We start from the raw sequence: 12,858 nt of genomic DNA, 5'->3' as shown, positions 1-12,858 counted from the left end.
CTAACAATTGGGGTGCAGTTCAAATCAGCCAGGACTTTTTGAAGAAATATTTAGTTTAGTACCAGATTGTAACTTAACGGATGATAAGAGTGTGCTAGATTACTATAAAGAATTGAATGATCCAGTAATATTAAATCAATTGCATAAACTATATGTAAATATGGCGCGCATCGGTGAGTTTGGTCACTATGTCGGAATGGAATGGTTAACGTGGTGGTACAAAAGAAATTTAATTATGTATTCGAATATTGAACGTTTAATCGATTCAGCTGAGGAACGTATTTTATTTATAGTTGGTGCGTCTCATTGTTCTATCGTTTCTCGTTTTTTGGAAGAAGGAGAAAATTGCGAAGTAGTATCACCAGAAAAATATCTTTATGAAAAACATATATTGAAATAAAAGGGTACCCAAAAAATTTTGGATACCCTTTTATTTTTAAAACGAACGTCCTCTTCTCATCTTATAAAACATAAAACTAACAAGTGTAGAAAGACAAGAAAAAAGTAAAGCTACACTAGAAAATGCAATGAGATACATATTATATTTCATAACCTGTCCAATTAGCTGATTACTGTCGTACTGAAAAAGCCCCGCTATTATATTGAATAAAAATAATACGATAAACATGACGATAACACCGTCTATTGATCCTTTAATATCTGGCTTACTTAAAGCGATATGTGCAGAAATACAAATGGCGATAAATAAAAATAGCCAAAAGGAAGGATTCAATAAATTACTTATTGTAAATAAGCTTTTCAATAATACAAACGTCGATAGTAGCATGTTTTGAACCATCTCTACATTAATAGAAGTAGAAGCGATTGTTTTTTCGAGAGTTGTATTAAATAAGAAATATGAATTTGGTACGAAATAGCGCATTAAAAGGATTAGTGCTGTAATACCCGAAATAATAGGGCCAATTCCAATGAAGAAGTTCCCAATTCGTTGATAGATACTTTTTTGATTGTATTGATGTTGTACGTAACCTAAAGCTCCTTGACTTGTATCTGTCGGGAAGAACTGCGTTGCTACAATTTTATGACGAAATAGTATACACATAATTGCATGTCCAAGTTCATGAATAGGGACACCAATCCACGCAGTTAAAAGGAAGCCTTTCCTACCAAAAGCTCTCGACCAATACATTCGTGTGAGAGATTCTAAATAACCTAATATAAATCCAATTACAATGATGACACCAATTAAAGAAAATAATTGGATCACGCTTGTAAGGAGTGTTTGAAAAATCGAGTTTACAAATTCCACTGTCTTCATCCAATCTTTTAAAAATGTTATTTGCTCTGTTTCATAATAACATTATTTTTCTATATTACTAGCACATATAGTTTCGTTTAAAAGAAGGATTTCATATTCTTTTTCTTGTAGTCATGTTTTATGTCCAAAGTCATATATTGAATTTGTAACACCCTATAAGGTATATGCTTAAGGAGGGATGAGAGAATGAAATGTCCGGCGTGTCATACAGAAAATGCAGCGGAAGCAAAGTTTTGCGGGAATTGTGGACATTCATTAACGGAAGAAGTGGTAGCGAGTGGTGGGCAGGAAGAAGGGCAGCTATCGCGCAAGCAACAAGTAAAGGAAACTCGCCCAAATGAAACAGTAGAGCAAGCAAAACAATTTGCAAGTGGCTATTTTCAGTTCTTTAAAAATGCTTTTAAATCACCATCTGCCATTATGAAAAGTGGAAATATTGAAGTACGAAATGGAATTACAAGCCTTGTACTTATTTGTTTTTTAGGAGCATGTATTTTTTATAGAATAATGAGTGCTGGGGCAGCGGTAACGAGAACATTAGTACCAGATATAACTACTCCTACTTTCTTTGGAGAATCTTTAAAAGTCTTTTTCTTTTTATTAATTTTAACTGTATTTGTCGGATTTATTATTTTTGTAAGTGGTAAGATGATGAAATCGTCTTTTTCGTTTCTCGAAGTATTCGGGATATGGGGAACGATAGCGACGCCAGCTATTGCTATATTAGTTCTTTCTTTTCTGTTTAGTTTTCTATTGATCTTTTTTCTACCAATATTATTAGGGGTGGCTACAACGTATATGTCAATTAGTATCATCGTATCTATATTAAAACTAGATAGCGGGGGATTGGATCTTGTTTACACTCTTCTTATTGCAAATGTTTTAATCGGAATCGCAACATGTATTGTACTTTGGTCTTACATTTATACAATAATTCAAGCTTTTACACAGGGTTTAACGGGCTTCTAATGAAAAGGTGGTTGAATGGATGAATGTATGTACAAAGTGCGGAGCTCAGTATGAAGATGGAGTGCAATTTTGCCAAAACTGCGGGATGAAGAGGGAAAGTCTTGTAGTAAAGAAGAAAATGAGCGGCGGTACAAAAGTTGGCATTACACTCTTAATAGTACTTGTTATAGTAATTGGTGGATTGTATTTGTATGGATCATCGTATTATAAGCAAACGGCACAAGTAGACCGAATGATTACTATTTTACAAGAGAGGGACGGGGAGAAATTAGCTGAGATCATCATGGCAGATGATCCAGCCGTTATTGTCACGAGAGAGAGTGTAACGCCTCTATTTTCATATATAAAAGAAAATCCATCTTACGTGAATGAATTGAAAGAATATTTGAGGCAAGGTGAAAAACAAGGAGATGGAATAGAAAGAGCAGATCTTTCTTTAACGAAAGACGGAAAGTATTTCTTTATATTTGATCGGTATAAATTGAAAGCGAAGACGTATTATACGACTCTGCTTTCAAATGAAAAAGGTACATTATTAAAAATGAACGGAAAAGAAATTGATAAGACAAATGATAAAAAGTTTGAGAAGCAATATGGACCGTTTCTTCCAGGGACTCAAGTGTTTCAAGCGGAATATAAAAATGACTATGTAAAACTATCACGAGAGGAAAAGGTTGTACTTATAAAACAAAGTCAAAATAATGTAACGGTAGATTTAACGTTGCAAGGGCAATATATTACAGTTCAAACGAATGCGCCTGGTGCAACATTGTACGTGAATCAAAAGCTAGTTACTGCGTTGACCGGAGAAGAAATTACGTGGGGACCGGTAGCGACTGATGGAAGTGCGGCGATTTATTTAGAACGAAATGGAGAAAATGGAAGGGAAACGACAAAGGTAGAAACGGTAACGGCACTTTCGTCTTATAATCTTCCATTCCAAAAGAAAAGTACAGAAAAAACAGTTGTTTACAATGTTACTCCGCCTCCTACTACTCATTATGTATATAATGGTTTCATCTTCCCTGATAGTGATATTCGAAAATTAACGAGTGCGGACTTAACATATTTATCGAAAGAACAGTTGAAAATTGCTAGAAATGAAATATACGCAAGGCATGGACATATGTTTCAAACGAAAGATATGCAAGCATATTTTTCAAAACAGTCTTGGTATAGAGAGAATCCGTATTTTACAGGAACGTTAACGAGTGTGGAAGCTTATAATGTTGAACTGATTAAATCAAGAGAATAGAATGCATGAAAAAGGTACAGTGTATATTACTGTACCTTTTCTATGGTTGTGTAGCTGGACCAGGATCTCTTGAGAAAAAGATGTGAAAGAGGAATGTGACTTTACTTGCTCTTCCTGATGTACTTGCTTGCACATCAGATAAAGAACTAGACGTTAAAGCAACTTCAGAACGAGGGGGAACGACTATTTTGAGAGCATCATCTGATTCTGATGATATAGTAACCGTTATTGTATCCTCAGAAAAGTTTACAATTTTAACAGTACCAACTGGGAAGATGGATTTGCGAGCGTGTGATGCAGAAGCAAAGCGAGTCGATTTCCAAATAGTTTGTGAGAAAGTGTCATTATCAGATAACCAAGCACGTGCACTGTATAAAGTTACGCTAACGGTAAACTCTTGTTCAAGCGGGAGGGCGGGTCTCGGTTCTATCGGTTCCTCTGGAAGCTGGACGAGAAGGCCGGCGCACATGTATGTTTCACCTACTTTCAATAGTTACTGTTATAGCATACTAAATTTCTTGTTTATAAGACACGACGGTTACCTATTAAAGCATAGGTTTGTGCACCAAATTTGTAGATTAAATTCTTTTTCTTTACAATTTAAGTAGGTGTTATTTCTATAAAATATGGAAATCGTAAAGAGTATGTAAAAAGAAGGAGTGGTAAAGTGAACTATGTCATTATTGGTGGGGATGCAGCTGGTATGAGTGCAGCGATGCAAATTGTTAGAAATGATGAAACTGCAAATGTTGTAACGTTAGAAAAAGGTGAAATCTATTCATATGCTCAGTGCGGATTACCGTATGTGATTAGTGGTGTTATCGCCTCTACTGAAAAGTTAATTGCACGCGATGTAAAGACGTTTCGTGATAAATATGGAATTGATGCGAAAGTGCGTCATGAAGTAACGAAAGTAGATACGGAAAAGAAAATTGTGTATGCGGTACATACGAAGACGAAAGATGTATTTGAATTTTCGTATGACCGTTTATTAATTGCGACCGGAGTGCGACCTGTTATGCCGGATTGGGAAGGTAAAGATTTACAAGGTGTTCATCTTTTAAAAACAATTCCGGATGCTGAGCGCATATTAAGTACACTTGAAACGAGTAAAGTTGAAGATGTGACAATTATTGGCGGTGGTGCGATTGGTCTAGAGATGGCAGAAACATTTGTAGAACTTGGTAAGAAAGTAAGAATGATTGAGCGGAACGATCATATCGGTACAATTTATGATGCCGATATGGCGGAATATATACATACAGAAGCAGACAAACATAATATTGAAATTTTAACAAATGAAAATGTAAAAGCGTTTAAAGGAAAAGAAAGAGTAGAACAACTGGAGACGGATAAAGGGGCGTACAAAACTGATCTCGTTTTAGTATCTGTCGGTGTACAACCAAATACCGATTTTCTTGAGGGGACAAACATACGTAAAAATCCTAAAGGTGCAATTGAAGTAAATGCTTATATGCAAACAAATGTGAAAGACGTATATGCTGCTGGTGATTGTGCAACACATTACCATGTTATAAAGGAAACTCATGATCATATCCCGATCGGAACGACTGCAAATAAACAAGGGCGACTTGCCGGACTCAATATGGTTGATAAACGAAGAGCATTTAAAGGTACGTTAGGTACAGGCATTATTAAATTTATGAAGCTGACGCTTGCAAGAACAGGCTTAAATGAAAAAGAAGCGAAAGGGCTAAACATCTCATATAAAACGGTCAAAGTAGATTCAACAAATAGGGCAGGTTATTATCCAAGTGCTAAACCACTTTACTTGAAATTACTATATCACGCCGACACGAAACAATTGTTAGGCGGTCAAGTAATTGGAGAAGAAGGTGTAGATAAGCGAATTGATGTGATCGCGATGGCGCTTTTCAATAAAATGAGTATTCACGATTTAGAAGATGTCGACTTAAGTTACGCACCACCATATAACAGCGTTTGGGATCCAATACAACAAGCGGCAAGGCGAGCGGAATAGCACTTTTTAAGTGCTATTTTTTTTCGTTAAAGGGGAGTAATCAATTTTGTCGAATAAAGAGGTTTGGGAAATAGTTCTATATAGGAGAGGGGATCTTAAAAATGGTTGTGGCACTTCAAAAAGTTCAAGAATCAGAAAAAATGATTTTACGTAATTTATATTCACTATATCTTCATGACCTCTCTAAATTTACGACTAATATAACGATTGGAGCGGATGGTTTTTTTGAATACGAAGATTTAGACATGTTTTGGAAAAATGATGGAATCACTCCGTATTTTATAAAAGTTGATAGTAGTATTGTAGGATTTTTATTACTATTGGAACGTCCATTTTTGAAGAAAGAAAACGACTTTGGTATTAATGATATTTTCATATTGAATCAATATAAGGGAAAAGGAATCGGAAAAAAGGTTATGGAAAATTTACTAGAAGAGAAACGAGGACAATATTTCGTTATTGAACTTATAAAAAATGTACCAGCTGTTTCTTTTTGGAAGAAAGTATATAGAGAACTGAATATTGAATTTGACGAGCAAACACAGCTAATTGATGATGAAGAATGCCTCGTTCAAACGTTTAAAATATAATTAAATAGGTGCCCCTAATATATTACTTTGAAATTTAACTTTATTTTGAATATACCGTTCACCCTTGAAAACATAGTACTTATCGCTTATATTGTCATATAGTATTTATTTTTTTACAAAGCAATGAACGAACCAGGGGGTACAACATGGCAATTAACATGAAAACAATTGAAGAATGGATTGCTGAATCAAACGCAAGAAATGAAGAAGACTTTGGACACGTTGTTGAAGAAATGAAAGAAGTATGTGTCGGACTTGATAACGCGACATTAATTTATACGAAAAATGTATTTTGTTTCGGTAAGAAAGTAGAAGTATTGTTCTTCTTCCAAGATCATGTCGTTATCGGACAAGAAAAAGAAGAGTATGTTGAAATTGAGAAACTAAAGTATGATGACATTACAAATAGCAATCTAAAAACAAATGACAAAAATACAACGTTAGAACTAAAGTTTGCTAACGGGAAATCTATCGATTTAGACAGTCTAAATGATAACTACGGTACGAAAAATTGGTTATTTGCAAGACAAATTAAGAGTATCTTTAAATTAATCTAGTAAAAAAAGCAGACCTTAAAGGGCTGCTTTTTTTACTTATTTCCTATTACACAAAGGCAACCTCTTTCTTCGTAATATTTCACGCTTGTAAATCCCGTCTTATAAAAAAGGTTTACTAATTCTTCTGTCGTATTAAATTTATCCATATGATATTGAATTTTAAAAGTTTCAGCAACTAATAAAAAGGATCCGTTCGATTTTAAGATGCGAAATACTTCTTTCATATCATTCTCAACATCAGGCCAAAAATAGTGGGTTTGAAAAGCGGTAATGAGATCAAAGAAGTCCGGATGATATGGAATAGAGGAGACACTTGCTTGTTGAACAATTACTTTTTTCATTTGAACATCTTTTGTATTCGTCTGTATAGAATTTTTCACAGCTTGATCGGAGTAATCGATCCCGTAAATTTTCCCAAATGGAGTTCGTTTTGAAAGAGTTTGTATTGTTTTACCACCGCCACAGCCGATATCTAATATGATTGCATCTTCACGTATATGTATTTTTTGTAAAGCCCAATTTGTCAGTCTCATATGCGCAGCATTCATAATACGAAGCATTGAGGAACCAATTGTCCCGCGAGGATTTTTCGCTTGTTCGATTAAACGTTGTAAAATGCCCAATTTAAACGCTCCTTTTATGTAAGAATATATACTTATTTCGCTTTTAATAATTTAACTCCTCTAAAAAAAGCACGCCATTAATCGGCGTGCTTCTAATTATGCAAATACCCCTTCAACCAATTACGCGCTCGATACGCCCCAACCGGAATTTGAATGAGAGATGTTTCATTGCCGCCATCTATTCCGTACAATTGATCGCATGAATTTGTATCAAAACTAAGTAAAGGATGGCCACCCATTCCCATAGCAGTCGCAGCTAAAACAAGTCTATGGACGAGTATACCAGCTTCCATTTGGTGAATACGATATCCTCTATAGCCTAATGTATGTGTATAGTAATCTTTCTTTCCGACTACATGTAGACAAAGCGGTACTTGAAAAAGGTTTACGTTATCCATCGTCATACTTGATTGAAGGGAATAACGAAGATCTCCATATCGTATTGGCTGTATGGAATGTAATTTACTGTTATAAGCGTAAGCACCGTTTTCAATACCTGTTACGTTATAAAAACATCCATATAATGAGAGTCGTGCGTTTTCATTTAAAGAATTGCCATCAAGATCGTTGTAATAAGGGAAGGCGAGGCTCGCTTCTTGTAATAAAGTAGCAAGTGAACGAGTATCCCATTTTGTTAAAGTAAAGTCAGCATCAGGTGAATATCGTTTTTTACAAAGATGTAAGAAATCATAGGATAAACGTTCCACTTTAGGTAGCTGTACAGCATGTGCACTGTATTGCTGTCGATTTTCTTGAGTTAATGTTTGGAAATGTTCTGTCGATTCAATCATAGAAGCTGCGTTAACTTTTGTTATCATCGGATATTCATCTACATGCTTTGAGCGAACGAAATGCTCATGTGTTAACGGCGGGATTTGCTGTAACAAGTCATGAGAAGTAACAGTTGTATTTTCACGGTAATCATTATGAAACCAATCTTTCTGTGGTTCTGTACTTAGAGGAATAACACCATACACATTTTCCTCGCCTTCAGGCAGTCCAAGTAAATGATTCATTGCTCGGTCTAGAAACTGGAAATATACTCCATTCATGTAACCGAATTGTTTTGCACATTCAAGTAAATGCCCGATTAGAACACCACTATCTAACCCTTGAAGCCGGTATGAAAAGTTATTGTATTTAAAGAAGTTTTTCCAAAACATAGTGGATACAAATACTGCGCCAAAACAAGAATGTATGTTACAACGATTGCCGAGTGCTTCTGTAAGATAAGAATCGAAATTTCCCTCGCGAAGTAAGATAAGACGGTGATGCGCGGCGTCATAATGGTAAATGCCGTCTGGATAATGATCAATTTTTAAATACATATATAATTCATTTGGATATAAAGCACCCCCAGAAGGGATGAATCTTCGAAATAGAGTCGTTGTTTTATTATTTTCTAGGCTAGTAGTAGGTTGACATAATTGTGTTAAACCAAATGAGTACCAAAGATAATGCCCGATTTCCTCTAAGTTAGGTTTAGTAGAAGAGTTCCGCAAAGTTAATGGGATTTCTAAAGAGAGAGGGATGACTGGTAAATTTCGATATAATTTATAAGGAAGTGGTGCGTCGTCCCAGTCTACCTCATGATTCGGCATAATTTTATCAATAGAAAAATGGAGATGATGTAAAAAAGCATCCAGCTGCATGAAATCCCCTCCTTTACTATGGAAACGGGTGTGGATGTGGATTTAATTGTTCATTCGTTAAAGGCTCAGCCATATATCCAAGTGTCATTGGTACGGTATACACTCTATCCAGCCCTGTAACCCGAGTGAGATGATGTCCGAATGTCATTGGAAGCATGCCTGGAATTAATACTTTTACACAATGTAATCCGTTCTTTTCTATGAGAGGAACGGTTTGATCTACAACGATTACTTCAAGTCCAGATTGATGTAACCTGTTTAAAAGTTGATGAAGATCAGATGTTAAATCCATATCAAATGATTGTAATGCCCTCATTTCTTGAAACGTTTGCACCGGAGCATTTTCACGTAAAAGGAAGTGAAGACGTTCTTCCGCTTCTTTCAATCCGTACAGCATACTATGATCACCCATTTGCGTAACGAGATAAGGATCACGTAAACAGTCTTCATATTTTTCTTTGTTTTGTTCCAAATCATCATCTGATATAAGTAACATGCCAGCTATTTCATGAATCGCAGTTTTGATTGCTCGAATGGGCTCCATATGAGCACCACCAGCACAGACGAGATTCATCCCATCTTGCCTCGTGTTTTTCGCAATCACCCAAATGCTCGGAATACCGTGTTCCATTGTTGCGTTGAAAACGTGTAATTCATATCCAGTAATCGTACGCAAGCGCTCAATCATTAATTGTAATTCAGTATCATTTGCTGAACTAAGATCAAGACGAGGAAGAGGTAATTCTGCATACCATGTGAGTAAAAAAGCATCGCGCTCTACGATTTCTAATATGCCATGAAAAATGGCCTCTTCTAAACTACCACCAATCGCACATCCATTTGATGTTTCATACACAAAAGCATCTCTATGACCAAGGCTATAATAGGCGATTGATTCTGGAACTAAAAGTGGCCGTTTTTGTGATAAAGAATATCCCCATACCCAGTTTTGTTCATAATCAGGATCAAATGGTTTAAACGGAAAACTATTACGATTATAATGTTCATTTGTATGCACACCGAGTGTGAGGGGATTCAGTGCATGATCCTTTAAATCATGAAAACTACCATGCACATTTGTCTTTTTCCCACGAGGTGACATACCGCAATATCGTTCTAAACCTTCTAAAATAGCAGTTGCCTCACTCAGTGCAAATGAATGAGTTCGGCCTGCAACACCTTCATTTCCGAATAGTAACGGCATGTTTATAATGACGTCAGCAAATGGCAATAAAGAATGCTGCATTTTTCCATTCAAAATACCAGTCCGGTAATCTAAATAGTCTCTCGTTAAAAATGTGTTTAGCTCATGAATAGAACGACAGCGATACGTTTCAGTACTTGTTTTTAAGCTCGGTTGTAAAGAAATCTCTGCCGCATCCGCAGTATCATCAGGTAAAATACTACATACAGGACAGAGAGGGTCTGGAAGGAAAGAATGCCGTGTACATTGCAGGGTTTGTAAGTTTAGTAAAATGATTTCATTTTCTAAAGAAGAATGTCCGTGAGCTAATATTTTTTCAGTTTCAGCATGAATGAGCTGACACATTTGTAACATCCCATTTTGAGTCGCACGTACATCACGCCTCGTCTCGTTATCCGCTTTTAACGCATATTTCCGCTGTAGTTCCCACATTTCTTTTTGATCAAATCCAGCGATAAAGCGTCGTCCATCGGCACAATGGGTACATCCCGTTGCAAGAGGATGAATGTAAGGACCGATAACGCCTTCACCAAATGAAGTAAATGCACGAAGCCACGGAATATGATTCGAACGAAATGTCAGCTCAGCATCCTGATGAATAGTAGAAGGAGAGCCGTCATGTAATACGAGAGTGAGGTGAATATTTTCAGGGAGTTCGTCTGTAATTGTATGCTGGCGAATGATGGAATATTGTTTGCATAATTGATCATGTACATAGTCTGCAAGTAGGCCATCTCCTATAAGCAATATATTTTGAGTCATAGACCGTCCTCCTTTGCAATTAATACCCCGTATACACCGTCTAAGTTGTCTCTTAAAAATGATTCAATGGCTAAATCAAAAACGAATGGATAAAAATTATTTTCCGTTAAATTTTGTAAGGCAACTTGTAAAGACTGTACGCCTGGAATTTCTTCCTCTTCTTGTATTGCTACTCTAACAGAATCTGTACTATATACAACAACGGATGATTCTGGCAAAATATTAGCTTTATAAGGAATCTCTTCATTTTGAATATGAAGGAGTGCTTGTTGCAGAGCGTTTCTTAATGCCAATGTTATATTAATATTTGCCGCACCGTACCATCTATCATTTATACCAATCCAAATGACAGGAAAACCAAGTAACTCCTCACTCATTCCCACTTTAGGTATGTCATGAATTGTAGAGAGAGCATCGTAGTAAAACCTACAATGTTTATCATGAATTTCGGTTAAATCAAGCTCTGTAACCTCTTCTAGCATATGTGATTGGCGTTCACACAACTTATTATTTAAATGTTTTTGCAGTGCACGGTATACACCTTCTGTCATCGTTTCCCCAGCACCAATACCGATATCAGTATGTTCGGGGATAAGACGATGAATCATTTCAGCTACATACGTTTCAACTCCTGTTAAACCAGCTTCGCGGCGTGCTTCATTATGAGTTAAACCACCACAAGTTATAGCAGGAAGGGGAGAGGTAGGTCCGTCTGATAATGGATTTGCAACTTGAACATAGCATTGTGATAAAGGTAATTGGTGCAAATCTTGTTCATCCCACATATGGAATATGCCAGCTTCTTTAGAAGTTAATGTATCAAAAAAACGAAAAAGTTCAGTTGAAGTATATTGTCCAGAACGATGGGCAAGGTTTTCTTGAAGATTTTGCACCGTATCAATTGTAAAGATTTCATCGGTTGCGAGAAGATGCTTTATAAAAGGGTGCCACTTTCCTTCAAGTGTTTCTAAGTTTAATAAAAAGAATTGAGGATTATGCTGCCGGTGTAAATCGTCAGCGACATGTTTAAACAATTCAAAAACGATAATATTTGCTAACACTGCAGATGTGATTGGTGAGAAAGGCTCGGGCGGATTTTCATTTTGTAAAGTAGTTTCGTGTAGACGATGCCATGCGGATTCCCAGCATTCTTCACGATCTGCTATTACGACGGGGCCAGCTAAACCGACTCTTGATAAGCAAATAGCTGGTATGAAATTTTTCCCCTCATCTCTACAAATAGCATGTATTGCTCTTAAACTTTCAATATCTCCATTTTGAGAAACGTATAAAATCCAGTCGAAAGGCTCGAATACTTCATGTAAAGGACGATCTATTGTAGTATCTATTTCTTGAATAAGTACATTGTCATCAAGTTCATATGCACGTTCTACGAGCTCATGAATTCGGTCGTAATTTGTTTCCGCATAATCTGTGACAAGGTAATGAAATTTAGGTAATCCGGACTCTAGTAAAGAAGAAACTAAGGAAGTAAGCATATCTCCAGAACCAATTATAAGGACATTTGCCGCACGGTACGTCTCGAATTTTAAAGCACCTGAATGTGAATCGGCTTCTAAAAATTCAATTTGAGAAGCGTACCTGTCGAGTAACGCACTGTTTAATTCATGAGGAGCATCTTGACTTACATCACGGGCGAAACCATTTTCATATAAAATATCTCCAATTTCAAATACACGATTTTGATAGGGGAGAGGGAGACCATCGGTTATTTCTGCTAAAGAATAATTACCGTTAAACATAGGCATTAATTTTTCAATCCAGTTATAAATCCCATCACCGTCCATGCGGAATGAACTGGCGTTATTTCGAAAATAGACACCCCCGTTTGAATCGGGGAGGAAGAAAGTATCTTTATTTGCTTTCAGTTTTGCATGAGCTGGAAGGTTATTCATTTTAATCCTCCTTACGTTCTAGGCATACATTATTAGTCTATGTAATGCA

The 12,858-nt window shown here is 36.3% G+C and carries 12 protein-coding genes; 6 read left to right on the top strand and 6 right to left on the bottom strand.

The genetic code is table 11. The features are described 5' to 3' along the window. Positions 1–7 precede the first annotated feature (7 nt). Positions 8–400 (top strand): DUF5694 domain-containing protein, encoded by a 393-nt coding sequence (locus ACP6L7_RS06095; RefSeq protein WP_430528928.1) that lies wholly within the window; start codon positions 8–10, stop codon positions 398–400. Between the two features lie 36 nt (positions 401–436). On the opposite strand, the gene ACP6L7_RS06090 is transcribed toward ACP6L7_RS06095, so the two are convergent. Beyond that, on the bottom strand, positions 437–1,270 hold the full coding sequence (locus ACP6L7_RS06090) for a hypothetical protein (protein ID WP_097830083.1): 834 nt from the start codon (positions 1,268–1,270) through the stop codon (positions 437–439). Between the two features lie 195 nt (positions 1,271–1,465). Here ACP6L7_RS06090 and ACP6L7_RS06085 point away from each other — a divergent pair, with 195 nt between their 5' ends. Together ACP6L7_RS06085 and ACP6L7_RS06080 are read left to right on the top strand one after the other, a co-directional pair. Next, positions 1,466–2,248 (top strand): zinc ribbon domain-containing protein, encoded by a 783-nt coding sequence (locus tag ACP6L7_RS06085; RefSeq protein WP_097830084.1) that lies wholly within the window; start codon positions 1,466–1,468, stop codon positions 2,246–2,248. Positions 2,249–2,267: 19 nt separating this feature from the next. Beyond that, a complete protein-coding gene (locus ACP6L7_RS06080) occupies positions 2,268–3,503 on the top strand; it encodes a TcaA 3rd/4th domain-containing protein (RefSeq protein WP_430528927.1) in 1,236 nt (411 codons plus the stop codon). A gap of 40 nt (positions 3,504–3,543) precedes the next feature. Here ACP6L7_RS06080 and ACP6L7_RS06075 read toward each other — a convergent pair whose 3' ends face one another. Beyond that, on the bottom strand, positions 3,544–3,972 hold the full coding sequence (locus ACP6L7_RS06075; RefSeq protein WP_097830086.1) for a hypothetical protein: 429 nt from the start codon (positions 3,970–3,972) through the stop codon (positions 3,544–3,546). 198 nt (positions 3,973–4,170) lie between these two features. Between ACP6L7_RS06075 and ACP6L7_RS06070 the strand changes: the two genes are divergently transcribed. The 3 genes from ACP6L7_RS06070 (at position 4,171) to ACP6L7_RS06060 (ending at position 6,652) form a co-directional block, all read left to right on the top strand. Further along, complete coding sequence (locus ACP6L7_RS06070) at positions 4,171–5,505, top strand: FAD-dependent oxidoreductase (RefSeq protein ID WP_097830184.1); 1,335 nt, start codon at positions 4,171–4,173, stop codon at positions 5,503–5,505. Between the two features lie 101 nt (positions 5,506–5,606). Further along, positions 5,607–6,095, top strand: coding sequence for a GNAT family N-acetyltransferase (locus ACP6L7_RS06065; RefSeq protein ID WP_097830087.1), 489 nt, complete (start codon positions 5,607–5,609; stop codon positions 6,093–6,095). A 146-nt stretch (positions 6,096–6,241) separates the two neighbouring features. Next, positions 6,242–6,652: a DUF3908 family protein gene (locus ACP6L7_RS06060; RefSeq protein WP_097830088.1), complete on the top strand. Its 411-nt coding sequence runs from the start codon at positions 6,242–6,244 to the stop codon at positions 6,650–6,652. 32 nt (positions 6,653–6,684) lie between these two features. Here ACP6L7_RS06060 and ACP6L7_RS06055 read toward each other — a convergent pair whose 3' ends face one another. The 4 genes from ACP6L7_RS06055 to ACP6L7_RS06040 form a co-directional block, all read right to left on the bottom strand. Then, entirely contained in the window at positions 6,685–7,275 is a 591-nt protein-coding gene (locus ACP6L7_RS06055) for a class I SAM-dependent methyltransferase (RefSeq protein WP_097830089.1), read from the bottom strand. A gap of 92 nt (positions 7,276–7,367) precedes the next feature. Then, entirely contained in the window at positions 7,368–8,927 is a 1,560-nt protein-coding gene (locus ACP6L7_RS06050; RefSeq protein WP_097830090.1) for a SagB family peptide dehydrogenase, read from the bottom strand. Positions 8,928–8,943: 16 nt separating this feature from the next. Then, complete coding sequence (locus ACP6L7_RS06045) at positions 8,944–10,893, bottom strand: TOMM precursor leader peptide-binding protein (protein WP_097830091.1); 1,950 nt, start codon at positions 10,891–10,893, stop codon at positions 8,944–8,946. Further along, the gene (locus ACP6L7_RS06040) at positions 10,890–12,809 is read right to left on the bottom strand and encodes a putative thiazole-containing bacteriocin maturation protein (protein WP_097830092.1); all 1,920 of its coding nucleotides are present in this window, start codon (positions 12,807–12,809) and stop codon (positions 10,890–10,892) included. The genes ACP6L7_RS06045 and ACP6L7_RS06040 overlap by 4 nt, the downstream gene beginning before the upstream one ends. Between the last annotated feature and the right edge of the window lie 49 nt (positions 12,810–12,858).

The sequence above is a fragment of the Bacillus silvicola genome (assembly GCF_050524305.1).
GTDB lineage: Bacteria > Bacillota > Bacilli > Bacillales > Bacillaceae_G > Bacillus_A > Bacillus_A cereus_AT.
This window is presented reverse-complemented; position numbering and strand designations above follow the sequence as displayed.